22 protein-coding genes are annotated in these 26,662 nt (G+C 60.7%); 7 read left to right on the top strand and 15 right to left on the bottom strand.

The window, feature by feature from the left end; translation table 11 throughout:
* Positions 1 to 102: 102 nt before the first annotated feature.
* Both AWB76_RS11280 and AWB76_RS11275 read left to right on the top strand, forming a co-directional pair.
* Positions 103 to 1,272 (top strand): zinc-dependent alcohol dehydrogenase, encoded by a 1,170-nt coding sequence (locus AWB76_RS11280; RefSeq protein WP_061160381.1) that lies wholly within the window; start codon positions 103 to 105, stop codon positions 1,270 to 1,272.
* A 452-nt stretch (positions 1,273 to 1,724) separates the two neighbouring features.
* On the top strand, positions 1,725 to 2,576 hold the full coding sequence (locus AWB76_RS11275) for a formate/nitrite transporter family protein (RefSeq protein WP_061160244.1): 852 nt from the start codon (positions 1,725 to 1,727) through the stop codon (positions 2,574 to 2,576).
* 55 nt (positions 2,577 to 2,631) lie between these two features.
* Here the strand turns inward: AWB76_RS11275 and AWB76_RS11270 are convergent, their stop codons facing one another.
* The 8 genes from AWB76_RS11270 to AWB76_RS11235 form a co-directional block, all read right to left on the bottom strand.
* On the bottom strand, positions 2,632 to 3,852 hold the full coding sequence (locus AWB76_RS11270) for a cytochrome c (RefSeq protein WP_244173328.1): 1,221 nt from the start codon (positions 3,850 to 3,852) through the stop codon (positions 2,632 to 2,634).
* A gap of 65 nt (positions 3,853 to 3,917) precedes the next feature.
* The gene (locus tag AWB76_RS11265; protein WP_244173312.1) at positions 3,918 to 4,295 is read right to left on the bottom strand and encodes a c-type cytochrome; all 378 of its coding nucleotides are present in this window, start codon (positions 4,293 to 4,295) and stop codon (positions 3,918 to 3,920) included.
* Complete coding sequence (locus AWB76_RS11260; RefSeq protein WP_061160241.1) at positions 4,285 to 5,235, bottom strand: cytochrome c oxidase assembly protein; 951 nt, start codon at positions 5,233 to 5,235, stop codon at positions 4,285 to 4,287. The genes AWB76_RS11265 and AWB76_RS11260 overlap by 11 nt, the downstream gene beginning before the upstream one ends.
* Positions 5,214 to 5,549 (bottom strand): hypothetical protein, encoded by a 336-nt coding sequence (locus AWB76_RS11255; RefSeq protein ID WP_061160240.1) that lies wholly within the window; start codon positions 5,547 to 5,549, stop codon positions 5,214 to 5,216. The genes AWB76_RS11260 and AWB76_RS11255 overlap by 22 nt, the downstream gene beginning before the upstream one ends.
* Before the next feature lie 8 nt (positions 5,550 to 5,557).
* Entirely contained in the window at positions 5,558 to 6,184 is a 627-nt protein-coding gene (locus AWB76_RS11250; protein ID WP_061160379.1) for a cytochrome c oxidase subunit 3, read from the bottom strand.
* A 29-nt stretch (positions 6,185 to 6,213) separates the two neighbouring features.
* The gene (gene ctaD, locus AWB76_RS11245; protein ID WP_061160239.1) at positions 6,214 to 8,148 is read right to left on the bottom strand and encodes a cytochrome c oxidase subunit I; all 1,935 of its coding nucleotides are present in this window, start codon (positions 8,146 to 8,148) and stop codon (positions 6,214 to 6,216) included.
* Entirely contained in the window at positions 8,145 to 9,101 is a 957-nt protein-coding gene (locus tag AWB76_RS11240) for a cytochrome c oxidase subunit II (protein WP_061160380.1), read from the bottom strand. Before AWB76_RS11240 ends, ctaD begins: the two co-directional genes overlap by 4 nt.
* 298 nt (positions 9,102 to 9,399) lie before the next feature.
* Positions 9,400 to 10,725: an Nramp family divalent metal transporter gene (locus AWB76_RS11235; protein ID WP_082864416.1), complete on the bottom strand. Its 1,326-nt coding sequence runs from the start codon at positions 10,723 to 10,725 to the stop codon at positions 9,400 to 9,402.
* Positions 10,726 to 11,567: 842 nt separating this feature from the next.
* Here AWB76_RS11235 and AWB76_RS11230 point away from each other — a divergent pair.
* Positions 11,568 to 12,107, top strand: a complete 540-nt coding sequence (locus AWB76_RS11230; RefSeq protein ID WP_061160238.1) for a CinA family protein — start codon at positions 11,568 to 11,570, stop codon at positions 12,105 to 12,107.
* Between the two features lie 842 nt (positions 12,108 to 12,949).
* Here the strand turns inward: AWB76_RS11230 and AWB76_RS11225 are convergent.
* Positions 12,950 to 13,510, bottom strand: a complete 561-nt coding sequence (locus AWB76_RS11225) for a DUF3005 domain-containing protein (protein ID WP_061160237.1) — start codon at positions 13,508 to 13,510, stop codon at positions 12,950 to 12,952.
* Between the two features lie 200 nt (positions 13,511 to 13,710).
* Between AWB76_RS11225 and AWB76_RS11220 the strand changes: the two genes are divergently transcribed.
* On the top strand, positions 13,711 to 14,241 hold the full coding sequence (locus tag AWB76_RS11220) for a DUF4142 domain-containing protein (protein WP_061160377.1): 531 nt from the start codon (positions 13,711 to 13,713) through the stop codon (positions 14,239 to 14,241).
* 449 nt (positions 14,242 to 14,690) lie between these two features.
* Here the strand turns inward: AWB76_RS11220 and AWB76_RS11215 are convergent, their stop codons facing one another.
* The 3 genes from AWB76_RS11215 to AWB76_RS11205 form a co-directional block, all read right to left on the bottom strand.
* Positions 14,691 to 16,529, bottom strand: a complete 1,839-nt coding sequence (locus AWB76_RS11215) for a RecQ family ATP-dependent DNA helicase (RefSeq protein WP_082864414.1) — start codon at positions 16,527 to 16,529, stop codon at positions 14,691 to 14,693.
* Positions 16,530 to 16,625: 96 nt separating this feature from the next.
* The gene (locus tag AWB76_RS11210) at positions 16,626 to 16,829 is read right to left on the bottom strand and encodes a CsbD family protein (protein WP_061160236.1); all 204 of its coding nucleotides are present in this window, start codon (positions 16,827 to 16,829) and stop codon (positions 16,626 to 16,628) included.
* Positions 16,830 to 17,165: 336 nt separating this feature from the next.
* Complete coding sequence (locus AWB76_RS11205) at positions 17,166 to 18,035, bottom strand: manganese catalase family protein (RefSeq protein WP_061160235.1); 870 nt, start codon at positions 18,033 to 18,035, stop codon at positions 17,166 to 17,168.
* Between the two features lie 472 nt (positions 18,036 to 18,507).
* Between AWB76_RS11205 and AWB76_RS11200 the strand changes: the two genes are divergently transcribed.
* Entirely contained in the window at positions 18,508 to 19,659 is a 1,152-nt protein-coding gene (locus tag AWB76_RS11200) for a YihY/virulence factor BrkB family protein (RefSeq protein WP_061160234.1), read from the top strand.
* 793 nt (positions 19,660 to 20,452) lie between these two features.
* Here AWB76_RS11200 and AWB76_RS11195 read toward each other — a convergent pair.
* The 3 genes from AWB76_RS11195 to AWB76_RS11185 all read right to left on the bottom strand — a co-directional run bounded on the left by AWB76_RS11195 (position 20,453) and on the right by AWB76_RS11185 (position 24,202).
* Positions 20,453 to 21,604 (bottom strand): beta-glucosidase, encoded by a 1,152-nt coding sequence (locus tag AWB76_RS11195; protein ID WP_208606560.1) that lies wholly within the window; start codon positions 21,602 to 21,604, stop codon positions 20,453 to 20,455.
* Between the two features lie 71 nt (positions 21,605 to 21,675).
* Entirely contained in the window at positions 21,676 to 22,986 is a 1,311-nt protein-coding gene (gene glf / locus AWB76_RS11190; RefSeq protein ID WP_082864413.1) for a UDP-galactopyranose mutase, read from the bottom strand.
* Positions 22,976 to 24,202: a glycosyltransferase family protein gene (locus AWB76_RS11185; protein ID WP_061160233.1), complete on the bottom strand. Its 1,227-nt coding sequence runs from the start codon at positions 24,200 to 24,202 to the stop codon at positions 22,976 to 22,978. The genes glf and AWB76_RS11185 overlap by 11 nt, the downstream gene beginning before the upstream one ends.
* A 450-nt stretch (positions 24,203 to 24,652) precedes the next feature.
* Here AWB76_RS11185 and AWB76_RS11180 point away from each other — a divergent pair, with 450 nt between their 5' ends.
* On the top strand, positions 24,653 to 25,147 hold the full coding sequence (locus AWB76_RS11180) for a YciE/YciF ferroxidase family protein (RefSeq protein WP_061160232.1): 495 nt from the start codon (positions 24,653 to 24,655) through the stop codon (positions 25,145 to 25,147).
* 279 nt (positions 25,148 to 25,426) lie between these two features.
* On the top strand, positions 25,427 to 26,272 hold the full coding sequence (nadE, locus tag AWB76_RS11175) for an NAD(+) synthase (RefSeq protein ID WP_061160375.1): 846 nt from the start codon (positions 25,427 to 25,429) through the stop codon (positions 26,270 to 26,272).
* Positions 26,273 to 26,662 lie beyond the last annotated feature (390 nt).

Genomic DNA, 26,662 nt, shown 5'->3' with positions numbered 1-26,662 from the left:
GCCAGTCGGTACTGACCGCTGCGGAACAGCAATTGCGGGAGTGCGATTGGCAAAATGCGTTTATACGCCTCCGTAATGCCAACTATCCCGCTGGAGGGAAAAATGCGTGCACTTCGCTGGCATGGAAAACACGACATCCGTTGCGACACGGTTCCCGATCCCGAAATCGAAGAAGGGCGCGATGCCATCGTCAAGGTTTCGTCTTGTGCGATCTGCGGCTCGGATCTGCACCTGTTTGACGGCTTCATGCCGACCATGAAAAGTGGTGACATCTTGGGCCACGAGTTTATGGGCGAAGTTGTGGAAGTGGGCCGTGAGAATAAGGCGCTTAAAGTCGGCGACCGGGTGGTCGTGCCATTCACTATTTTCTGCGGCGACTGCGATCAGTGCAAACGAGGCAATTATTCTGTTTGTGAGCGCAGCAACCGTAATAAAGAGCAGGCCGACAAGATGTTTGGCCACGCGACCGCGGGTCTGTTCGGCTATTCGCATTTGACGGGCGGCTATGCAGGTGGGCAAGCTGAGTTTGTCCGCGTACCATTTGCCGATACCACGCATGTGAAGGTGCCAGCGGGTCTTACCGACGAGCAGGTGCTTTTCCTCGGGGACATCTTGCCGACCGGTTGGCAAGCCGCGGTGAACTGTGAAATCGTCCCGACGGATACGGTTGCCATCTGGGGCGCTGGCCCGGTCGGCCAGATGGCAATTCGCAGCGCCGTCCTGCTGGGAGCCAAGCAGGTCGTCGTGATCGACCGCGTGCCTGAGCGCTTGGCGATGGCCCGGCAGGGCGGCGCTATCACGATCAATTTTGACGAAGAGAGTGTGCTTGACCGGCTTGCAGAGCTGACGGACGGAAAGGGCCCGGAGAAATGCATTGACGCGGTGGGAATGGAGTCGCATGCGACGCGGTCCTTTGACGCAATGTACGACCGTGTGAAGCAGGCCGTCATGCTCGAGTCCGACCGACCGCACGTGTTGCGGGAAATGATTTATGTCTGTCGTCCAGCAGGCATCTTATCGGTCCCGGGTGTGTACGGTGGATTGATCGACAAGCTACCCTTTGGGGCATCGATGAATAAAGGTTTGACGTGGAAGATGGGACAAACACACGTCAACCGGTGGACCGATGACCTACTGCAACGCATTCAAGAAGGTCAGATCGACCCGTCTTTCGTAGTCACGCATACCGTTGCGCTCGAACAGGGCCCCGGGATGTACAAGACGTTCCGTGACAAGGAAGATGGCTGTATCAAAGTCGTGCTGAAACCATGACGCCCCGGCCGAGTCACCCCGAGCAAAGTCGGGATGGCCGCTCGAACGAGTGGTCGTCCTGCAAAGCGTCATTTATCTCGGCGAACTGATGCGGTTTCAAGGACGCGAACCCGGACGACCGCCCTCGTTCGGGAATTGCAATACTCAATCGAGGCAGGCCGTGTGGCGGTACAGGCGGAGTTTATGGGCGGAAGAAAGTGACGGAATAGAAGTGAGTGCCCTGCTGCTCACGCGTCGAAAACGGCGGAGTTAGTCAAGGTCCATTGTCTTAGCTTGACGAGCCGGTCAATACACCAAAGCGCCCCTCGTTCGCCTACACGATGCCGCGGCTCAGTGGAACCGCTGCGGAACACCCGATGCGTTCATGACCAGGGCAGCTATTGAGGTACAAACCGTCGTACACCGCGGGTCCGTATGTCCATCGCGCGCAAAGTGCTTTTTCGGGAAACAGCATGTCCGATCAAACTGCAGGTGCTGGGTCCCCACACCTTGACAGCAACGAGCGCGAGCAGGCGGCCGACCATGCCACTCCGCATCCGCTTGTCATCCATGAAATCGTTCGCGAAGAGGGCGAGGCTGCAATGGAGCGCAGCGGCGCTGCGCTCATTTGGTCGGCGCTTGCGGCGGGGTTGTCGATGGGATTTTCTTTTCTCGTCCAGGCGATCCTCGAGGGGGCGTTGCCTGATACCAGTTGGCGGCACCTGGTTACGAGCCTCGGCTATACCATCGGGTTCGTATTTGTGATTCTTGGCCGTCAGCAACTCTTCACCGAAAGCACGTTGACCGCCGTGCTTCCTGTCCTGACGCGTCGCAATCTGAACACGCTTGGCAAGACGCTTCGGTTGTGGGTCATCGTGCTTGTCTTCAACCTTGTGGGCACGACGATTTTCGCCGCGCTGTTGCAGTTCAAGCACGTGTTTGGCCCCGAGGTGACAACGGCGCTCGCGGAGGTTGCACGTGCGCCGTTCAGCGCGCCGTTCGGCGTCACCCTGGTGCGGGCTGTGTTTGCAGGCTGGTTGATTGCGCTCATGGTCTGGCTGTTGCCGACTGCCCGTTCGGCTCGTCTCGCGACGATTCTGCTCGTTACCTACACGGTTGGCGTCAGCAAGCTCACGCACGTGATTGCGAGTTCGGCCGAGGCCGCCTATGCGGTGATGATCGGCGCGGTCGGCGTGGGCGATTACTTCAGTGTCTTTTTGTTGCCGACCCTCATCGGCAATATGCTGGGCGGAATCTCGATGGTGGCAATCATCAACCATGCAGCGATTGCGCCAGAGATCGACGACACGCGGCGCGAGGAGTGAGCTGAGGCTGCGCGCGCTTACATAACGGTCTCGCTGCCTCCGTCATCGATCCGAGTCACTTATGTATGGAGCTGCGCAGCGAACCCACGTCGTTCGCGGTCACAGGGCGTGCATCGTTGCCCCAGGACGCACGGATATAGGTGAGCACCTGCGCGATTTGCACATCGGTAAGCCGGTCGGCGAACGGCGGCATCGACTGGCGCGGGGGGCCGTGAATGGTTGCCGGGCTGTTCCCGCCCTCCACAACCAGCCTAATTAGCGAAGTCGTATCTTCGCTGGTCACTGACGGATTGCCTGCCAGCGCAGGAAACGCATTCGCCACGCCGTGTCCGTCGTCACGATGACATTGCGCGCAAAAGCCCGCATAAACCGCCGCGCCTTGCGCGGGCGGCACATCGGGCGCGCGTGTCTTGAGGCGCCCGGGCTGCGCGAGTGCTGGATCAAAGGTGCCGTCCGCGGCACCCGTCGCGGGCAGGCTCTTGAGGTAGACGGCGATCGCCCGTGCGTCGTCATCGCTTAGATACTGCAGGCTGTCTTCTACCGTTTGCACCATGCTGCCGTAGGCGACCAGGCCCGCGCCATGACCCGTCTTGAGGAATGCGGCGATGTCGTTGGGCGCGACGCGCCCGAGCCCCGAGCCCGCATCCGCGCGCAGATTCGGTGCGAACCAGTTGTCATTGATGCCGCCGGCCAGGAATTTCGTCGACGCTTCGTCGTATCCCTGTTCCTGATAGCCCATCCCGCGCGGCGTGTGACACGAGCCGCAATGTCCGAGCGACTGCACGAGATACGCACCGCGATTCCGCGCGGCATCGCGGCTCGGTTGCGGTGCGAACTGCGCCTTCGGCGCGAAGGTCATGCGCCACAGCCGCAACGCCCAGCGTTGGTTGAACGGAAACGGCACCTTGGTGGGGGCAGGGCGGTACTTAACGGGCGGTACGCCGTGCATCATGTAGGCGTAAAGCGCGTGCATGTCCTCGTCATTCATCTTCATGAACGACGGATAGGGCATCGCGGGATACAAGCCTTTGCCGCCCGGCGCCACGCCCTCGCGCAGCGCCCGTGCGAAATCCGCATAGCTGTAATTGCCGATGCCGGTCTCCTTGTCCGGCGTAATGTTGCTGCTGACGATCGTGCCGAACGGCGAAGCCAGACCCAGGCCGCCGGCATAAGGCGCGCCGTTAAGCGGAGCGGTGTGGCAGCCCGCGCAGTCCGCCGCCTTGGAGACGTATTCGCCACGTGCGAGCAACCCCGGAGAAGGCGCATCCTCCGCCATGACGAAGCGGCAGGGTGACAAGGCGGTGAGCAGCAGAAGAGCGGGGAGGGCGGCACGCATTGCATTCACTGGTGGTAGAGATAGGCGGCGATGTCGCGCGCATCGGTTTCACTGACATCGAGATCGGGCATTGCGTTGCCGGGCACCACGCGTTGCGGAAAGCGAATCCATCTTTGCAGGTTGTCGGGCGAGTTCGGCAGCGTGCCGGCCACGTAGGCGCGCTCGCCGATGTTTTCCAGCGTTGGCCCGACCGTTCCATAGGCGCCCGGCACGCCATTGATCCGGTGACACGCGCCGCAGCCGTAGCGCTGGATCGCCGCGAGGCCGCGTTGCGGATTGCCGCCGGTGATCGCGTCGGACGTGGGCGGCTGCCCTTTGCAGGCGGCGAGCGCGAGACATACCAGAAGCGCGGTCGTGAGGCTGCGCATGTGATTAGCCTTCATGCGACACGCCCGCGATATGAGGCTGCACGCGCCGCACGAGCAGACGGGCGCCCACCCACAGCCCGCCAATCAGGTAGGCGAGGCCCCCCGGCACCCACATCACGAGTCCGCCGAGTTGCTGGTCCTGTAGCGGATCGAAGCCGAGGGCAAGCGTCGTCTCGATGCATGACGGATACCAGACGTCCGGCGCCAGCGTCAGCAATGCACCGAGCGCGCCGGTGTGGACCATCGTCGTGAATAGCGACAGCATGGCGTGTGCGCTGCCACTCGCTTGCGCACCGGATGGACGACCGAACACCGTCCACCAGAAGAGCAGTGCACTGCCGAGAAAGCTCGCGTGCTGAAGCGCATGAAGGCCGGGGCGAGCGAGCGCCGCCTCAAAAAAACGCGGCGCGTGCCAGCACCAGAGCGCTGCCGCGTGCAACATCCAGGCGACGGCGGGCGCCGTCAGCCATTGCCAGGGCGCCTTGATCCAGCGCGAGCGCACCGCCGCGCCAATGGCTGCCCTTGCGTCGGCCGGAAACGCCCATATCCACACCGCAAGGGGCCGGCCGATCACGAGCAGGGGCGCTGCGACCAGCATCAGCAGCTCGTGCTGGAGCATATGAGCGGAGAACAGCCGCTCGCTTAACGCATGCAGGGGCGACACCAATGCGAGCACCAGCGTGAGCCACCCGGCGCTGAATGAGACGAGTCGCATCGAGCGCGGCGCGCGACCCCGCGCGCCGCGCGGGCGCAAGCGCATGTACCCGGCGATATACAGCGCGAGGCTCACCAGCAATGCGATCACGACCCACCACTCGAAGGTCCACGCGAGCGGCGAGGCATCGGTACGTGATCCGGCGCTCGAGAGGGTATGCGAGCGCGCAGCGTCGCTCCATAAGGCAGCGCAGACGAGGGCGGGCGCAACGGCCCTTCTCAGCAAACCGGAAGTATCCATTGCGGTATCGAAATGGCGATGACGGCCAATACGGACAACGCGCCCACGCCTGTCGCCACGGCGGCGACGAAGGCTGGCCGCGCAGGCAAGTCGGACGCATCATTGGTCAAGACGGGATGAGCGCGCCGCGCGTCGCGCCAGCGTTGCCACGCGAGCAGCGTCGCCAGCACGCACACGACGAGGCTTGCGCCGCTCACGCCGTCGAGGAGCGTGTGATTTGACAGGCGGCAGGCCGGCGCGAGCAGCGCGTAATTGACGCTCAGACAGGTCAGCAGGATCGAGGGAGCGCCCAGCAGCGCGAGCCACGTTTTCATGATCTGTCTCAGAGACGGGCCGCCCAGTAAATGACCGCATAGATCGGCAGCCAGCTCAGCACGACGAAGTACCAATACACCGCGTTCTCGCTGACATCGACGAAGCGCTTGCCTTCGAACGGTCCCGTGACGAGCAGCACGGCGAGCACGGCGGTGTCGACCGTATCGGTGATCAGGTGAGTCGTATGCAAGCCGAGCAGCAGCCAGACGACCGAGCCATACGCGTTCGTGTACCAACTGACGTTCAGGGAGGCGAACTCGAAGCCGCGTATCACGAGAAACGCGGCAGAGGCGAGCAGGCACGCCGACAGCCACAGACAGGCCCGGCGCCGGTCGCCGCGCTCGGCCGCCTGCTTGGCAAGCTGATTGGGCCACAGGCTCACCACCAGCACGGCGGTGTTGAGGGTGCCCCAGAGGAGGCTCGGCGCGGCGGCCGCCATGGGCCAACTCGGCGCGCGGCTGCGCAGGTAAAAGTACATCATCACGGCAATGGCGAACACCGTCCCTTCGATCAGCATGAGCCCCATCGTGCTCCACCACATGAGGCTCCGATGGCTGAAGCCGAAGGTCGGCAGCGCGCTGACGTCCAGCACGATGCGGGTGCGCTCGAGATCGTCGGGGCGCGCCTGCGCCATGCGCGGATTCGTATTCGTGGATGGCGTATTCATGGGTGACGCTCCCGCGCAACGGCCATCCGATTATCGGTGCGCCTGGGCCAGAACCACACAATCATTGCTATCGCCACCGGCACCGATCCCCACACGATCGCCCACGGCGTGTAGATCGAGCCGATGAACAGGATGGTCGTGGCCCCGGCGCTCACGAACGGCCAGATCGACGGCTTCGGGAACAGCGGTCGAAGATCTGGCTTCGCATCAAGCACCGTGGTGACGAGCACTTCGCGCGCATCGGCGGCGATGCCGCTGACGAAGGCCGGTTGCGCGGACGGTTCCCATAGCGGGTCACGGCCATGGACCACAGGAATCGCATCGAAGTTGTGCGGCGGCGGCGGCGACGGCACACTCCATTCGAGCGTGCCCGCGCCCCACGGGTCGGCTGCCGCGTGATCGTTGCTACGCAGCGTCCTGGCGACATTGACCATGAACAGCAGCACGCTCGCCGCGATCATATAGGCGCCGATAGTCGCCGTCAGATTCATGCCGTCCCAGCCCATGCCGTGCGGATACGTCCACACGCGCCGGGGCATGCCTTCGAGACCGAGCATGTGCATCGGAAAGAACGTCACGTTAAAGCCGATGAAAAACAGCCAGAACTGCCACTTGCCGAGCCGCTCGTCCAGCATGCGGCCCGCGAACTTCGGAAACCAGTAGAAGAACGCGCCGAACAGCGGAAACACGGCGCCGCCGAGCAGCACGTAATGCAGATGGGCGACTACGAAGTAAGTGTCGTGGACCTGCAGGTCGATTGGCACCGAGGCAACCATGATGCCCGTCATTCCACCGATCACCATGATGAAGAAGAACGCGAGCACATACAGAAGCGGTGTGCGCAGATTGAGTCGCCCCGTCCAAAGCGTGGCGATCCAGCAAAAAATCTGGATGGCCGACGGGATCGCGATCATCAGGCTCGCGGCCGTGAAGAAGCTCTTGCCGAGCTCCGGCACGTTGGTCGCGAACATGTGATGCACCCATAACCCAAAGGCGAGAAACGCCGTCGCGATCAGCGAGAGCACCATTGCCGGATAGCCGAACACGGGCCGACGCGCAAAGGTCGGGATGATTGATGAGATGAAGCCCAGCGGCGGAATGAAGACGAGATAGACTTCAGGGTGGCCGAAGAACCAGAACAGGTGTTGCCACAACAGCACGTCACCGCCTTTGGCCGGGTTGTAAAAATGGGTGCCAACGAGTCGGTCAAGAATGAGCGCGGTGCTGCACAGCATGACGGAGGGCATGGCGAAAACCACCATGAACTGCGTGACGAGCGTGGCCCAGACGAACAGCGGCATGCGATTGAGCGACATGCCGGGTGCGCGCATTTTGAAGATCGTCGTGATGAGCACCACGGCTTCGATAAGGCCGGCAAGCTCGGTGAAGGTGATCATCTGCGCCCAGATATCAACTCCCTTATTGGGCGAGTAATTGGGGCCCGCGAGCGGTACATAGCTGAACCAGCCCGCGTTCGGTGCTGTATTGACGACCAGCGACGCGAACAGCAACAAGCCGCCGAAAAGAAACACCCAATACGCATACGCATTCATGCGCGGGAATGCAACGCTGCGCGCGCCGATCATCAGCGGCACGAGGAAGGCAGCCACTGCCTGCATGACCGGCACGGCGAACAGAAACATCATCGTCGTGCCGTGCATCGTGAAGAGCTCGTTGTAAAGGTTCGGCCCAATGAGCCGCTGGTCCGGCCGCGCAAGCTGTGTGCGCATCGCAAGTGCGAGCAGTCCCGCGAGCAGGAAAAACACAAAGGTCGTCACAATAAAGCGCCGTGCCACGGTCTTGTGATTGATCGCGCTCAGCGCACCGATGAAACCGGGTGGATCGCTCCACGTCCTCGCTAGTGCGTCGAGCGCTTCCGGCGAAGCGTGCGGGCCATCAATAAGTCGGGCGGCCTGTTGCTGATCGCTCATTTGAGGGTCTCCAGCCAGACGAGCAGCGCCTGCAGATCGGCGGGCGGCAAGCGCGTGCCCGGCATGACGGTGCCGGGTTTAAGCGTGCGCGGATCGACGATCCAGCCCGCGAGATTGCCGCGGTTGTTGGCGAGCGTGCCGGCCGCGATGAACTGGCGGCTCGCCAGATGCGTAAGGTCGGGACCGATGGTGCCAGTCGCATCGGTGCCGCGCACAGTATGGCAGCGCGCGCAATCCTGGCTAATAAAGACGTCGCGCCCGCGCAGCGCGAGGGCGTCGACGGGCGTGGCGGCCGGCTGACGCTGCTGCGCAGCCCACGCCGCATATCGCGCAGGTGGGTCCGCGGTGATGGAGAACGCCATGAGCGCATGCTCGTAACCGCAGAATTCCGCGCACTGCCCGCGGTACACGCCTGCCTTATCCGCACGGAACTCGATGGTTGCATCACGCCCGGGAATCATGTCTTTCTTGCCATGCAAATTCGGCACCCAAAACGTGTGGATGACATCAGCCGCCTTCAACGCGATGATCACAGGCCGACCCACCGGTACGTGCAGTTCGTTGGCCAGCGTAAATTCGGGAGTGTTTGCATCGCTCAGATATTTCGCTTCCCACCACCACTGATAACCCGTCATCTCGATGCGCAACGCGTCGTCGACCGGCAGGCGCGACAGCGCGCGGTCGGTCATGACGTCCGCGAGCAAGAGTCCGAGCAGAAGCACCGTCGAGACGCCCGTCGCGGCGGCGATCCACAAGCGCGTGCGCGGTTGCGGGCGGTCAATGCTCGAGAGGTCCACAGGCGTCGCGCGATTGGCACGTGGCGCACGCACGATCGCGACAAGGCACGCCAGCAAAATCGCGGCAAAGACCGCACCGCACACCGCGAGCGTGAGGTGCCACAATTCAAGAATGCGGCTGGCCTGAATGCCTGCCGGGACCAACGCGGTTTGCATGATGTGCATGTGATTCTGGTTACCCGAAGCCCCGCGCGTGGTGACGAAAGTTCGACACCGGGCTCGCAACTCGGGCATAGCAAACCGCGTTCCGCCAATATTGCCGGTCTGTTCGCAGCCTTTTCCAAGAGTCGCGTGGCGACGGTGGTCGCGTACCGACCCGTGCGCAGGCACCGCGCCAGTTCGCAGTGGCGTTACACGGCGGCATGCTTCGTAGGTGTGGATGGGGTGCTTGGCAACGGACCAGACAAGGCGACTGCCCGGCGGTTCAACTGCCGTTTTCGATCACGATAACCTGTCAGACCAAGGCCTGCCATAAAAGCGCGGTGTTTAAACCGACAATGAGGCCCGCGCATCCCCACGCAGCGACCAATGGCGTACGAGCCACTCGCCAGCGGCCCATGAGGCCAACGTCCGAAGCAAAGCGCACCAGCGGAATGATTGCAAGTGGCAATTGCAAACTCAGCACAACCTGCGTTGAAACGAGCAGCGCGTTCGACCCGTGTTGCCCATAAAACCCTACGGCGAGCAGCGCAGGACCGATCGCAAGCGACCTCGTCAGGAGGGCACGTGCCCATTGTGCGATTCGCAGATTCAGGAAGCCTTCCATCACCACTTGTCCGGCGAGCGTGCCCGTGACCGTCGCATTCAGGCCGCAGGCGAGCAGGGCGGAGGCGAACGCAACGCCGGCCCAGTGACTTCCCACGAGCGGCGCAATCAGCCGATGTGCATCGGCGAGATCGTCGACCTCACGATGGCCGCTTGCGTGGAAGACTGCTGCCGCGACGATAAGTAGTGAGGCGTTGACCACGAACGCTAGACCGAGTGAAGCAAAGGTATCAATGTTCACCCCCTTGAGCGCGCGGCCGATGGCGGCATCATCGTGATTGGGCGCGTGATTCTTAACGAGCGCCGAATGCAGATACAGGTTGTGCGGCATCACGGTCGCCCCCAGAATGCCCGCGGCAAGCCACAGCATGCCGGCGTCTCGCAGCAACGCGGGGGGCGGGGTAAAGCCGCGCAGCGCGTCCGCCCAATCGGGATGCGCAAGCGCCAGTTCCACAACGAAGCAAAGACCGACAAAGAGGATCAGCGCCGTAATCGCGCATTGCAAGGGCCGCTTGCCACGGCTTTGCAGCGCGAGCATGACAAACGTACCCGCTGCCGAGCACAGAACGCCGGCGGTGAGTGAGATGCCGAGCAACATCTGCAGGGCGACCGCGCTGCCTACGACCTCCGCCACGTCGCATGCAATGATCGCAATCTCGCACGCCACCCAGAGCCCGAGCGTCGTCCCCCGACTGAACCGCTCACGGCATAGTTGCGCTAGATCGCGTCCGGTGACCAAGCCCACGCGTGATGCCACCCATTGCAACAGCATGCCCATGAGACTGGCGATCAGAACGACGAAAAGCAACCGATAACCATAGCGGGCGCCGCCCGCCAGCGCGGTCGCCCAGTTTCCCGGGTCCATATAGCCGACTGCGATAAGCGAACCCGCGCCGACGAACGACCACCAGCGTCTGCGCGGCGCGCGGGTCGACTTATCGAGCTCGCGAGGGTGCAACGGAACGTCAGACGCGCGGCCAGAAAGCTGGGCAAGCGCGGACGGGTCGGTATTCATGTGATCAATTACCTTTTTTCAGTCACTGTAACGTCAATCGAATCGCCCTCAATCGGGCCGGGCATTGAACCGCCGATGGGATCTTTAGGAGCCCGCTAGTTGGAGCAACTCGCGTTCCGTGCCGGCAGCGACAGAGACCCTCCGCCCAATCACGCCTGCAAATCCGAACAGGAGTCAGTTGAATCGAATCTCCGCTGGCTCCAATGGCGCGCGTGTCCTGGGTTGATGAACAACCGACGAGCAGGTCGTGCCTGCCTCCCGCAGGAGGCCCTAATGTTGCGCGAGGCGGAGAAACCGTCGGCGACGGCGCACTCGCTGACGCGCTGCGCGCTACGCTTATGGGGCATCAGAACGAGGTACTCGAACCGATCAGAACCGCGCGTTTCTCGGCGTCTCAACCAAGCGAAAAGTCGGCGTCGATGGGGCATCCGTTGCGTAAAAGAGGGACCCGGTGCACAGCGACGCGGGCGAGCGCTTCCTAATAATAAGAGGCCCATCGCGCCAGGACTGCAGTTCCGAGCCGCCAAAGCCGACTCGGTTCGACTGCTTGACTTGTTCCTGCTGGAAGAGCCGATGCGTGGACTCATCGGCCCTCGCAGCGATCCCTGCATGCGGCGAATGCTAGCGGAGCTACCGAGCGAGAGCCCGATGCCATTAAGAAAGGAGGCGCAAAGGGTAGGACCGACGTCGCTGACCGTGACTGTCGAAAGATGCGGCTGAAGGCAGGCGAGTTATCTCTGCGGCTCGTCCACGGACGACAGAACGGCCTTTCTTGGAAGCTGTAAGTCGGGATTAGGGATTGCTTATCGTAATCACTAGCCGGTTTAAGACAAGAGACGAATATGGACATTCCGACGCAAGTGGTGTCGTTCCTGAGTTCCAGAGCATTGAAGCTCGCTACGGCCGAGTCGTGCACGGCTGGTTTCATCGCATCGTTGATCTCGTCAGTTCCAGGCAGCGGCGCGTGCTTGGACGTGGGCTTCATCACGTATTCGCCTTCCGGAAAAGCCGGCTTTCTAGACGTTCAGGAAGAAACAATGAACCGATATGGGCTGACAAGCGAAGAGGTCGCACGCGAGATGTCCGAAGGCGCGCTGAGACTCGAAGCGTGTTGCGCAGACGTATCGGTTTCCAACACCGGCGTTGCGGACGGCAACGCTGGGAGCGTTCCCATGCCCGGAACTCAATGTTTTGGATGGTCGTTCAAATTGCGAAGTGGCGAGATCGTCAGCGTCACTGAGACCAAAGTGTTTGAGGGCGATCGCAATGAAGTGAGGCACGCAGCTGCGCTTTACGCGCTTTCGCGTATCGAGCACCATTTTTGTCATCTCGTACACGTGTCCGAGCAGCACGCAGACCGAACCGAACAGAACGAGCGATGACTCGCGAACGTGGCAACGCGACGCATGCCGCTTCCGGGCTCAAGTAAGCGCAGCGGCGGTGCGCTTGCAGGGTCGCCGAGTGCAGAGGACCGGTTGGACACGAAAGTGCCCAATGCAGACCGAGAGTCGCTCATCGCCTCGGCCGCGACGAAAGCTACGTGAACAAACGCGATGCGCCGGGGCCGCTTTGCTCGGGACAATCGGTTCGCTGCAAGGTGACGGAAATGACGCCCGACAGCATCAATGCGCTTGACGCGAACCTGTGAAACGCAGCGGCTTGACCATAGCAGACGAATTCGAGACGCCGCGGGCCGGTGTCTTGCCTGCAGACAAGGCCCTCGGCAGCCATAAGTGCGAGAACATCGGATGGTTCTATCGGCGGGACGCCGCAACCACGGATTGTTAGGGTCGCGCGCACGCCGCCTCCGGTCTGTAGGTAATGCAATTTGTTGCCGAACACGCGAATCCGCGCGCCGTACATCGTTCAATCGTACGCACGGTTCAATATCAGGCTTCGTGGCCGCTTCTTCAACAAGCTCTTCATGGCTTCTCGCCCGATGCCAGGCCCGTCGTCGCTTTGGAGCAAGCGGGCGAACGCTGGAGCGTCCTACTGGCAAGTTCGACATCTGCGGGATAGCTCGTTTCGTCGGCGACAGGGTTGAAACCGGCGCATCGGTAGGCCTGGCTGTCCTGCTCCACCGCTCGACGTCCGGGGTCACCGGACGGCGCACACCCGGCAAGGCTCGCGACAATGGACAAGACCATCGGCGCGCGGAGCGCGTCCACGAAGCTAGGACCCGGTCGCCGGCGCGGGACTTTGTAGAAATGGCAAACGCGTGAAATCACGATTCTCTCCGCACAATGGAGATAAGATGCTCGACGCGTCCGCCATTGCGTGTCGGTGTCTCGATGCATCCGTGGTAGTCCATGGTCCAGCCCGCTCGCAGTTGGATCGATGGGCGATTGCCTTCCCTTCGGCTGTCAATGCCGCCCAGCCCCATTGCAGGCGCCGATACGTGGTTGACGAGCGTTGCGTTGGTGCCGACCACGTTATCGTGCTGTATTGGCAGATCTCGTTTCGCCTCTAGCCCTTTGCCGTCCGTGTCCACGGTGTCATCGGACGCGTCCATATTGGCATTGTCTACCGAGACGATACGAGACTTGGTCCGTTGGAGTGGATCCGCCGAGGCTGAAGGCGAAGCATTCAGATCGATCGGCGGCAGCGGATCTCCGTCTCTTGCTCCGGTCTGATATGAGGTCGGTGGTGGATTCGCTCCAACGTGATCTCGTGCCATAACGTCGGGATCGGCGCGGGCGGTCTCCGTTGCCGGTGTCGCCGAAGGCGTCTTGGCCTGGATCTCCCTCTGTTGCGCCTGAGTGGGATTGGACTCGGCGTTGTTCATGAGCTTGCCTGTTTGGTTGCGTCGGTGTGGAGGGAAACGAACCTGTCCGGCATTCGCACAACGTTGCGCAGCATCGGCCGTGCCGGCGGATTGGCCGAGCGGGAAACGCGGCAGGCATCTGACAGGGGCAGCCCCGGCACAACGGTTGCTCAGACAACATGCCCACATAAAAATTGAAGGAGCGTGCCGTGAAGCGAAATCTGACTGTCCGTGTAACGTTGAGCGTTGCGTTACTTGGCGCTTTTTCCTCCGGGTTTGCTCAAACCCAGGCTGCGAGCACGACGCAAGCCAACGAACTCCCTCCGGTCGACAAGGCATTCGTGCAGGCCGCATCCGAATCCAGTTCGACCGAAATTGATACCGCGAAACTCGCCACGAAGCAGTCGCAAGATAAGGACGTCAAAGACTTTGCCCATCACATGATGGTCGATCACACTAAGCTGACTGTCGAGCTCAAGATGGCGGCCCCGCACGGTGTCGCGGTCCCCAAAGACAATTCGGATCCCGCAGTGCTCGATGCGCTGAAACCATTAAAGGGGAAGGCGTTCGATACGGCCTATATCAAGTCCGTTGGTATCGAAGGGCATCAAAAGGCGATTGCAGCCTTCCAGAAGGAAGCTCAAGAGGGACAGAATGCCGATCTGAAAAAAGCGGCCGCCAAGGCGCTGCCGACGATCCAGCATCATCTGGAAATGGCGCAGGCGCTGGCGGCTAAGAAGGGTGTGGAATAGCCACCAGCCTGATTGCGCAATACTCGACGATGCGGTGACGGCTCGCCGGGTGAGAGATCGGGCAAGCAGACTCGCAAACCCGACGCTTGCACCGTCGAAGCATGCTTTGGGAGGGTAACCAGCCATGTCGAGCGAGGCAAGCGCACCGGCGGCGAGCGCCAATGACGGGAGGACGCGCCCAACGGTGGGGTTCTGGCGGGACGGACGATTCATAGAGCCTCGTAAATGCCGATTTAGGAAAAGTCTTTCAAATGAGCGTCGAGTCGGCCCGGTAAGACCAGACACATCGGGCCTTGCGACGAGAAACTCGTGTCGCGGTCGTCGCGACGTAAGAGCAACGCCGTGCGTTGTCATCAGTCAGAGCCACGCTACAGTTCGTTGCGTACCGCGCCTTCGTGCTTCGTAGTCGGCGGCAAACCGTGCCAGTGAACGATGGTCTCGCACAAAGGCTATCGCCGGGCGGGCTCAGCAAAGCAGTGCTCCGCCTCAGTTCCAAGAGCGTTGATCTTCTCGTGTGAGGCAGCCCGCTTCACATAGCGGGCGATGAACGTCCGCGTCTCGTCGTCCGAACAGCGCACGGCGACGCGATCGCCGCTGACCATTTCTACCGTCCCTTCGCCATAACGGCGCACGCGGACGACGTCGCCTACCGCGAAGGTGCGCGTGAGCTCATGCGCGCGCGCCGGCACTTGGATTTCACGCGGACTTTCCTGCACGGTGGGCGGGTGGATACAGTTGTCGCACACGCCACAGCTTTCGCCGCCGAGTTCATCGATCGGTTTTCGATCGCCTGATGACGCTTGAGATCGCGCATCTGCAACATCTGCGACATCGGTGGCGAAGTAGTCGAGCAACATCCGCCATCTACAGCGGGCGCTTTGCCCGTAGGTAATCATGCGGCCAAGCACCGCTTGGTCGCGCTCGGCGCGCGCTGCGAATTTTTCGGCGGTCGCGTCGACTTTCGCCATTGCGCCGCCGTCGTCGATGAGCTTCAGGCCACCGTTGCGCGTGCGGCGGGTCATTTTTATATCGTTGAGCAGCGTTGTCGCTACGCGTAGCTTGTTGATGCCTACGTTCGGCAACGCTTGTCGTAACCGCTCAAGCGGTTTTTCGAGAACTTTGCTTTCGCTGTCCCGCGCGAGCATCTGCACCGTTTCGGCCACCTTGCGGATGGTTTCCGTAGTTGGATAGCGTCCGCCCAGGAAAAACTGTTGGACCTGTCTGTCCTTCAACTCGAACAGAAGGATGCAGCGCGCGGCTTCGCCGTCGCGCCCGCCGCGGCCTGCTTCTTGATAGTACGCATCGAGGCTGCCCGGCATCTGCGCATGGATAATGAAGCGAATATCCTGTTTGTCGATGCCCATGCCGAACGCGTTCGTTGCTACCATCACACGTGCGCGGTTTTCCATGAAGGCGTCCTGTGCCTCCGAGCGGGCCTTGGCCGACAGCTTGCCGTGATAGTGCTCGGCTTGGACGTCTGCATCAAGGAGCAGTGCATGCAGCGTCTCGCACTCGGCCACGGTCGCGCAATAGATGATGCCGCTGCCTTCCTCCGCTCTCGCCAGTTCGACAGCGCGCTTTCGCCGGTCATCGAGATTTGTCATCTGTTCGACGGCGAAGTGCAAGTTGTCGCGATAGACGCCGGTATGAATAATGTTTGCATCGCGCATTTGCAATTCGCGCACGATGTCCGCGCCGACGGCAGGTGTCGCGGTCGCGGTTAGCGCAAGCACAGGCGGGTGCCCGATGTTTTTCACTGCATGTATCAGCTCGACGTACGCGGGACGAAAGTCGTGTCCCCATTGCGAGATGCAGTGTGCCTCGTCGATGACGACGAGCGGCACATCAGGCATGCCGTCGGCCGTGAGCATCGTGACGAACTCATTGCTAACGAGGCGCTCGGGTGTGACAAACAGGATGCGAATCGCACCGTCCGCGAGAGCCTGCAGCGCATCGCGCTCCTCGATTGCTGACAGCGTGCTGTTGATGACCGTTGCCGCGATGCCAGCTTCTACGAGCTTACTGGCCTGATCGCGCATCAGCGATATCAGCGGCGATACAACCAATGTCATGCCATCGAGATGTAGCGCGGGCAACTGATAGCAGAGAGATTTGCCCGCGCCCGTTGGCATGATGGCCAGTGTATCGCGTCCTTCGAGGACACTGCGGATAACCTCTTCCTGTCCGGGCCGCAGATCAGGGAAGCCGAACACACTCCTCAGGGCGCTTTCCAGTTGCGGATCTAGCGGCCTGCGCGTTCGTGTGGACGTCTCGTCATCGTTGTGCATAGAGCCGCGTGCCGAAGTAAGGATGATCAGGGAGCTCTGTACGCGTTGGGCTCTGCCCGCTCATTGTCGAAAGGTTATGGATCACTGAATTCAAAATCACTGATTCGTTGGCTCGCCCGGGTCTTCAATACCCTTGCCAACGTTGTCCTTCTGGTCGCCGTAGTCTTTTCTGTTGGCGCCATTCGTGATCTCAACGTCACCCTTTAGCTTGCGATCTTCATTTCCCGTTACGGAACCAATGGCAGTGTCCGTCCAGCCTTTGATCTGTTCCTTGATGCCTTCTTTCTGGTCGCTGTTCATATCTACCTCCTGCAGTTCGGTTAGTTTTGCGCGAGCCCATGATCACGCGGCGTGTGAACGCGCGTACGACGATATTGTCGCGCGCGAGCCCCACTGGCACGCAGCCCCATGCGTGCCAGTGGGGCGGCTTTGCCGGATAGGGCTGTCCTACGGTCGACGCAGTCCGACCAGCCCCATTTCAGGGATGATAATCAGTGCGTTTGCACTTCAGTCAAGCGGGTTGCGATGAGCTAAAACGGTTCCGTTCGATAACAGTGGGCATTCGCAACGTCCTCCTGGCTAGATGGGCGTGACCGCGCCCGGAGCGCGGTTGCTCATCAGACGCTTGTCGGACGGTCAGACGGCCTTGCCCGATCCAAGGTCCGCGCCGGTAGTGGGATCGGCAGTCGGATCGGATGCGGTGCGCGACGCCATCGACTGCAGTGTCTGCACGTCCTCCTCAGACACCGTAACGGTAGCGGTTCCGTCGCCTCCGTCGACGGCGGGCTGCGGGTCCGCCACGAATTCCCAGTCGCCGCCTTCGTTCCATGGACCGCGGGCGTCGTCGCCCTTGGACATGTTGAAGTACACGTTTGTGAATTCCGGATTGCCCGGCAACTTGCCCTGCGGAAAGTTCGGTTGAATGGAATGCAGCGCTTTTTCGAAGGACTTCTGGTGCGCAATCTCACGCGTCATCAGAAAGCCGAGTGCGTCCTTGATGCCCGGATCGTCAGTGACGTTGATAAGCCGTTCGTAGACGATCTTCGCTCTGGCCTCAGCAGCGATATTGGAACGCAAATCGGCGGTGGGTTCACCGATCGTATCGATGTAAGCCGCAGTCCAAGGCACGCCTGCCGAGTTCGTCAGCGGGGGGCCGCCGCCGTACAGAATCGAGGTGATGTGCGAGTCATTGCCGGCCCCGGTGAGCGAACGGTAAAGCTCCGCCTCTTGCTCGACGCCTTCGGCCAACTGACCTTTCGCACCCTTGTTGAGCATCGCCACAATCGAACCGATGATTTCGAGGTGGCTCAATTCTTCAGTGGCGATGTCGAACAACAGGTCCTTACGGCCAGGGTCATCTTCGCCAACCGCCTGAGTGAAGTAGCGGCACGCGGCGGCGAGTTCACCTTGTGGCCCACCGAACTGCTCGAGCAGTAAATTGGCAAGGCCGGGGTTCGGCGCCGCAACGCGGACGGTGTATTGCAGGCGTTTGTTATGAATGAACATCAACGGCTCCTTTTTTCGTGGCGATGCGCGCAGACCATCGCGGCACCGTGTACGCAATAAGTGATGGAAGGTCAGCTCGAAGCGGCCGGGAGGAGCGCCTCGGCGTCACTTACGGTCCTCGTGCTTCGAGTCTCAGCGCAACGAACCTACGCTGGCGTATGCGGCACAGCCGCTGGATATCAAGACCGCTTCGCGTTCAGACATCAAGCGCGCGGTCCTGTTCGTCGAGCAATGCGTGTGCCACCGGCATCGCCCCCGCTTATTTGCTCCCCTCGAACGTTGCAGCAGAACGCACGCGGTAGGGGATAGGGCCCCTCAGAATGCTCGAGCAGCGAACCGCGAACGCTTGTTCATCACGCTAACTGCGCTCGCACACAGTGTTCTTTGCACGGCATCCTATCGATCGGCGCCGCGCGTTCGTACTAGGCATCATCGATGCTATAGGTGGGGGAATCCTAAGCGGAGACCTGCAATGACCTCGCCGTCTTTTATAAGCCGAGCAAGCGCTTGGCCGGTCCGGATGTTTAAACGCTTCTCCGCGGATCGATGTGCGCCGATGGCGGCCAGCATTGCTTTTTACTCGGCGTTTTCGCTCGCGCCGACGCTCGTCATGGTGATCGCCGTAGCCGGCCTTGTCTTTGGAGCGGAAGCAGCACGCGGCCAGCTATTTGGGCAGATCAGTGGCATGCTGGGAAAAGATGCAGCGGCGAGCGTTCAGGCGATCGTGGAACATGCCCATCAGAGCGGCGGCGGCGGCTTGGCGGCCCTGATTTCATTTGCGTTGTTAGCCGTTGGCGCCTCCGCGACGTTCTCGTCGTTAAACACCGCTCTCTCGATCATCTGGCCGTCTGAAGACAAGTCGAAGTCCGGCGTGACGACGCTCGTCAAAGTCCGCCTTATCTCCTTCGGGCTCGTGATGGGCGTCGCATTCTTGCTGGTCATATCGCTGGTCCTGGATACTGCCGTGCAGGCAGCGGGAAAGTGGGCGTTTGGCGCATCACCCCTCGTCATTCTCGCGGACGTCGCGCAGTTTGTGATCGCGCTACTGATCCTCTCATGCGCTTTCGCTGCGCTATTGAAGTACCTGCCCGACGGTCACGTGCCGTGGCGCGACGCCTTGGTAGGCGGCAGCATCGCTGCGGTTCTCTTCTCGGCCGGTAAGAAGCTTTTCGCGCTTTATCTCACGCACGCCGGGACCGCAAGCGCGTTCGGCGCAGCCGGATCATTGGCTGTTTTACTCATGTGGCTGTATTTTGCTGCCGCGGTACTCTTGCTCGGAGCAGAGGCGGCTGCATCACGGGTCGAACAACGTGGCGAAGAACACGAAGGGGGTAGGGCAAAGAAATCGGGGGAGACCCGCGGTGCTACTGCACATGCCGTTCCCCAGACTTTGACTTCCGGCCGGGCGGGGGTGTCGCCTGTTTCTGCGCCGTCGAATCCGCAGCCCTGCGCAAGCGCGAAACGTTTGAACACGGTTGGACGCACGTCCGACACCCTGCGCTCGCCTGCTGCTTCACACTTTCTGCAGTTGCTGAGAGCGAACCCTGTACGCTTGACAGCGGCGGTAGTGGGAGCGGGGCTGTTCCTATTCGCCCGTAGCCCGAGCGGGTCGAGCCGGAAGTGACACGGCGTCTCGCTCGGACGACTGGGCGATCTGCGCATTTATGGGGCGAGAAAGAGACGATGGGCGGATGTGGCGACGAAAGACTGCCAAGCCGCCAATTCTCGGAGCCCTTTTTCCGTCTCATGTGCGACCCTATTTACGGCAGGCCGCGCGGCCAATTCTTGATGGTGTCAAAGTGATCGTGATGACGGTGATTCTGCTGCTCCTCGGCGGAGCGCTCGTCGTTTATTTGAACCGCCTGAGCCGCGACCATTCGCGGACTGCAGAAGAAACGAACGTGCGAGTTCCAAGTGACCTGCGAACGCACGGGCTCGGGATGCTTCGGTCACGCCGCAAGGCTTCGAAGAAGGCGTCCGCGCCATAAAAAACGACCTGTGGCACGGGGACGTGGCGTGCGGTGGGTTACACCATTACACTGTCGCATGGCGATTGGGCGATTTTTATACGGCGAAATTAGGCATTGGCGCCATGCGACTCTCGCAGCATGGGCCCACCACAGCAGCTTTGCGATACGCCAACGGATGCTAGCCACTGACAAAGGAACCACCGCACTTTTCGTGTTCCGTTGACCGCTATTTGAATGTGCTCCGGCCGAACTGACATGAAGAGTTGGAGAGGAATCTCACGACGCGTTCCGGTCGACTGCACAAGCACCGGCTGCAGTGGAAGTCATCCGAGGAGACGACACGATGTCGTCTAACTAATGAGCGGTCGTGCCGAAGGACCAGCAACCTGAGCAGGCCGAAAAATGAAGCCGGTCGGGGGCTTCCGATGAAAGGGGCCGTGACCCGGGTTATTTTCTGCCAGCACGCTGCGGCATCAAGACGAGTTCCGATGTCGTGTCGAGTGAATCCTTTGTCGTCCTCGCGCAAGGACGACACTCGCTCGGCTCTTCAAACCGGTGTCGCTGCAACGCGAGTTCTTCTGCGAGCGGGTGGAAGATAGGTCGGCTCGGTTCAGGCGGTACGACGCCCGACCGGACTTCCGTAGGATAACCCAGCAGTCCCGTCTCGCAATGCCGGTCGTTACTCCAGCCGGGATAGTCGACGATTGGATACAGGCACAGTCCCTCGACCGGTACGCCAGCCGCTCGTGCTCGATACGCCTGGTCAGCCACGAACGACAACCATGGCCGCCGCATATCACCTTCGGCACCGGTTTCGGCAATCACTAGCGGGCGATTGTACCGACGGTACACTTCTTCAAACATATCCGACAATGATCGATACGCTGGGTCGCCTGGACCGAGCTCGCCGCCTTCAATAAGCCACTGGTTGAAGCTGTAATAGTTCAAACCGACGATGTCTAGGTAGGCCTGCCCGCCTCCGAGTCCAGGCCAGAGCTCGCCCGTCAGCATGTCAAACGCTTGATACTGGCTCAAGCGATGACGCTCGGCGTCATCCTTGCGTTCTGGCAGGCGTGAGACGACGTTGATCAACGGGTCGGTTGTGATGAAGCGCGCGCCTGGAATTACCGCCCGGACCGCGTCAGTTGCAGCGATGGTCGCTCGAATGAGTTGATGTTTCAGTTCGAGCCCGCGGCCGAATGTCGATGGGCGAATGTCGCCGACCTCGCCGCCGAACCATGACCAAAATGAAATTTCATTGATCAAGGTGAAGACCGGCGTTTCGTCGGTTTCCGATGCGACGAGTTCAGCGGTGGCTGCGGCAAACCGCGCAAATGCTTCGACGAACTGAGGCCGCCAGATGTCGATATGATCCGGCCACCCATAATGGCAGAGGTCCCAGACGACCTGCACGCCGCAGGCGTTAGCCGCACGCAGCATCGGGAGCACGCTGGTCCAATCGTATCGACCGGGTCGCGACTCAACCAGGTGCCAGCGCACGCCGTCCCTCACGGTAACTATGCCGTGTTCCGCCAGGCTGACATAGTCTGCGAGCGCGTGTACATCGTGCGCAGTGGAACGGAGCAGGTCGAGCCGCACGCCGTCATTCCTTCGATGACTTGCGCATTCAAACCCGCCCCAGAAAAAGGACTTGAACTCAGGCGCAGGTCTCATCGTGATGGGATGTCCGTCGCGGTTTGAAGTGGGCTGTCAGTCATGGCTTCCCTGTGACTTGCGCTCTGTGGCGGGGCCCGTTCGCCCGAGCGCGATTCGGCCTCAATCCGCGCATAAACGGCGAGCGCCTGTCCAACAACCTGGTCCATGTTGTAATAGCGGTAAGTGCCCAGGCGTCCCACGAACGTGATACCAGGCGTCTGGCCCGCCAAGGCCTCGTAGCGCTTGTAAAGCGCCTGGTTGTCTGAGCACGGGATCGGGTAAAACGGATCGCCGGTGGCGCTCGGATATTCAAAGGAGATACTGGTTCTCGGATGACGCTGGCCCGTCAGGTGCTTATATTCGGTAATGCGCGTGTATTTGACGTTTTCGTCCGGATAGTTCACCACGGCCACCGGTTGAAGCTGCGGTAGGTCAAGGGTCTCGTGTACGAAGCTGAGCGAGCGATACGGCAACTTGCCAAAGCAGAAGTCGAAGTATTCGTCGATCGGGCCGGAATAGATAATGTGCCTGAAGAGGAAGGCGTTGCGCGCTTCGCGGAAATCAGTGTTGAGCCTGACTGTGATCGCAGGATGCGATAGCATGGCCCTGAACATCGACGCATAACCCTCAGCGGGCATGCATTGAAACGTATCGGCAAAATAGCGATCATCCGTGTCGGTACGCGTCGGCACACGAGAAGTGACCGACTTGTCTAACTGCGACGGGTCCATGCCCCACTGCTTGCGGGTGTATCCCTGGAAGAACTTTTCGTATAGCTCGCGGCCCACCGCGCTGACGACGACGTCTTCCGAGGTGAGCACGTCATGTATCGCCTCCGCTCGTTCGGCAAGGAAGGCGCGCGCCTCCACCGACGTCAGGCGGAGCCCATACAAGACATTCAGAGTCGTCAGATTGATCGGAATCGGCACCAGCCTGCCGTCGACATGCGCCTTCACACGATGTTCGTACGGACGCCATTCGGTAAATTTCGACAGGTAGTCAACAATCCGCTGTGCGTTCGTGTGAAAGATATGCGGCCCATAACGATGTATTCGGATTCCTGCTGCATCAAGTTCGTCATAAGCGTTCCCGCCGATGTGGTCGCGGCGGTCAATGATCAACACCGTTTTGCCCAGGCCGGCGGCGAGGCGTTCAGCAAGAACAGCACCCGCAAATCCGGCTCCGACCACCAGGTAGTCAAACGGCTGGCGACGTTCGCATCGCGGGCCGACTGTGCCATGTGCCCAGGCGACGTTGCCGTCAGTGCTGCCGGGGCCGCGGTTATCCCCGATTGCTGGTTCGCGCCCGCTCTGGTCATTGCGCATTGTTCACCTCGTGCCCTTGCTCCAACACTTGCAACACGACGTCGTGCATTCGCGCGAAGGTGTCATCCCAGCTCATCCCCATGAGAGCCGCGTCTGCCGCTTGCTCGACAAAGTGCCGGTCGGCGGACTGTTCAAGGGCTTCATCGAGCGCCGCTAAAAATGACGAGAGCGAGGTGCCGTCCCCACATGCTCGTGCGATGGAGACGGCAGGGCTGCTGCCGTACCTGTCCACGACATCGCGAACCGCGGTCGACACAACGAGACGTCCGCCGGCCAGGTATTCCGGTGTCTTCGTCGGACTGATGAAGCGGGTGGATGCGTTGAGCGCAAACGGCATCATGGTGATGTCCCAATGCGCGAGAAATGCAGGCAGGTCGGCGTACGCTTGCTTGCCAAGGTAATGAATGTTCGGGCATCGCGGCAATTCGCTGCTGTCTATCTTCACGACCGGACCGATCACCACGAAATGGATATCAGGCCGCGCTGCAGCTGCCTCGCGCAACAGAACCGTGTCGAAGCGCTCATCAACCACCCCGAAAAAGCCGACACGTGGACGCGGTATCGCCCGCTGGCTCTGTGGCTCGGGGAGCGCCTTCCGGGCGTGTCTAAAATGCGCCACGTCGACGCTGCTTGGAAATAAGTGAACGGCCCGGTGATGCCGTCGTTTGGCCTGGTACAGACTTCGCCCACCCGCAAAGACCAGGTCGGCTTTCGCAAGCAGGGCGCGCTCGGCAAGTTCGAGCGACGCCGGCGCACCCACGAACGCGCTTAGTTCGTCCATGCAGTCGTAGACGGTCGCGACGGGTGCGAGAGACGGCGCGCACGGCAGTGCCATAGGCGTATAAAACCAGAGCAGATACCGCTTCAAGCCCATCTCTGACACGAGTGCGTCAATAAGGCATTTCTCGATAGCGTCGCGTTCTAATGCGGCGCCTGCCGGCAGACACGGTACGACAACGGTCGGCCCTGTTCGGCCGCGCCTAATTTCGAGGTGAGCCTTTCCTTGGCCAACATCGATTGGCTCTTCGATAAACCACAGCGGATAACGGCTCGCCAGCCTTGACATGAGGTGTTGCGGGCGCTGATACACGAAGTCCCAGCGCAGATGCGAGAAGCAGATCACGCCATCGAACGGATCTTCGAGCGGGTAGGATTCTGCCGCGCCCGTCGTTGGATTCATCTTGTTCGCCAGCGCCGGACGTTGATTTCTGTTCATGACGGCCTCACGGGGTTCGCTATAGCCGACTGTTCCCCAGCGTTGTGACCGAGGAACGACGAGTGATCGGAGAAGGCGCCGAGCAATCCGTACATGGGCTTGGCAGCATTCAGCAAGGACGGTGCCTCAAGCCGTGGAATTGCGGCGTCTCGAGAAGACGCTGATGGCGCGGCTCATGCGGCGCCTATATACGGGTATTTGCGGTCTTAAGCGCACGCTCCTTCATCGAAGGATCCCATCGTCCTTTGTGCTCGCACCGAGTCGCAGCTGGGCGCGGAAGACGCTGGAGTTGCAATAGAGCCATGGAGTGAGTGACCCTCCCTCGCCCCGTGCAATGGAGGTCACAATCGCGAACCCCTGCAGTGCGGCTGCCGACGGCTGCCCTTTCGGGCGGCACGCCGTTTGCGCAATGGTTTGCGCCCCTACTTTCCACTCGATAGGAGAATCGTCATGGCTGTCGCAACTCTCAACGATCTTTTCATTCACGGACTTTCCGATATCTATAGTGCGGAGAAGCAACTGACCAAGGCGTTGCCCAAACTCGCCCGGGCGGCCACTAACTCGGAATTGTCTGCAGCGTTCAAGACCCATTTGGAAGAAACCCAAGGCCAAGTCGAGCGGATCGATCAAGTCGTCGAGACCTCTGGAATCAAGCTGAAGCGCCTGAAGTGCGTCGCCATGGAGGGGCTTGTCGAAGAGGGACAAGAGCAGATTGAAGAAATCGAGAAGGGCCCCATCTTGGATGCGGCGTTAATCGCCGCCGCCCAGAAAGTCGAGCACTATGAGATTGCTGCATACGGGACGCTTGCCACCCTCGCCAAGAAACTGGGCTATACGGAGGGCATGAATCTTTTACTCGAGACCTTGGAAGAGGAAAAGGCAACGGACGAGAAACTGACGATGTTGGCCAAGCAAGAGCTTTCGCAAGAGGAGGTTGGCAAGTAAGCCGGTATCGGTATCGGGCCATTTTCAGTCGCCGAACCGATGTGTACGCCGCGGGGGGCCAACAAAGTTCCATGCGGCGTATCCGTCGTATGAATGGAAACGGTGAGACGATCGGCGTTCGGGAGGAGACGATGGAGCTTCGGCGAGATCGTCACCTTCCGCGAGAGGAAGAAGTTTGAAGACAGCGTAACGAAGTGCGCTGCGGCAGCGCTTTACGCGCTGTAGCGTATGAACGTTACTTCGAGCGCCCACGGTCGCGTGACAAGGGAGGGAAGAGCGATGACTGAAGATCCGGACAACTGGAGAGCCTGGCAAAAGCAGATAATCCGCGAGCTCGGCGTAGCAGAGAATTTCGACGTGGACATTGAACGAGAGCGGCGAATAGGCTTCTTATGCGACTATTTGGTCTCGCAGGGACTTCGGACATTCGTCTTGGGCATCAGCGGAGGCGTCGATTCCTCCGCTTCGGGCCGTCTCGCTCAGCTGAGCGTCGAACGTCTACGAGCTCGCAGATATGAAGCTCATTTTGTCGCGGTGAGGCTGCCATACGGCAAGCAGCGTGACGAGGACGATGCGCGACTCGCGCTCGACTTCGTGCGTCCGGACGAGACTCTCGAGGTAAATGTAAAAGGTAGCGCAGACGAAATGCTTGCGGCCCTTGAAAGCGCCGGCGCGCACTACTCGGATGATTTCCACAGGGACTTCGTGCTAGGCAACATCAAGGCGCGCGAGCGCATGATTGCGCAGTATGCGATCGCAGGGGCGCGCGTGGGGGTGGTGATTGGCACGGACCACGCTGCGGAGTCGCTCATGGGCTTCTTTACGAAGTATGGCGACGGCGGCGCCGACGTACTGCCGCTTTCGGGCCTTACCAAGCGACGCGTGCGGGCGCTGGCGAGCTCGATGGGGGCGGTAGATCGACTCGTTATGAAGGTGCCGACTGCCGATCTAGAGTCGCTCACGCCCCAGCGACCCGATGAAGACAGCTACGGCATTAGTTACGAAAACATCGACGATTTTCTCGAAGGAAAAGAAGTCAGTGAGCAAGTACTAACGACGATACGCCGCTTCCATACGGCAACACGACACAAGCGCTCGCTCCCCGTGGAGGTCCCTCGGAACTGATGGTCGAGTCGCGGTACAGGCAGCTGCGGGCAAACGTTTTTCGTGGGCCGTAACTTGCTCCCCACGTACGATGATTAGGCGGGAGCCTTTTACACGAGTGAATGCCTTTGGTGCACGGCCTTCTAATTTTGTTCTATGGCTCGTTGGGCATGTTGTGGCGAGCGCCGAGACTGATGTCCGCGCACTACATCAAACTGCTTCCCGGTTCATCCTCAGAAACTTACTTGCCTGCGCCACGCCCTCTGCGCCACGCCCGTACGTCCTGAATTTAACTCGGTAGGTCGCACTGAGGCACGCTGGATGCTTGCGCAGACTGCGGAAATGACGCTTACGAGGCAGCCATGAACCGCAACCAAACTTTGATAGGCGTCGTCTGTTTTGCTGCAAGCG

It is taken from the genome of Caballeronia temeraria, from assembly GCF_001544795.2.
GTDB classification, from domain to species: Bacteria; Pseudomonadota; Gammaproteobacteria; order Burkholderiales; family Burkholderiaceae; genus Caballeronia; species Caballeronia temeraria.
Note: the sequence above shows the minus strand (reverse complement) of the source record. Positions and strands in the feature narration are given on the sequence as shown.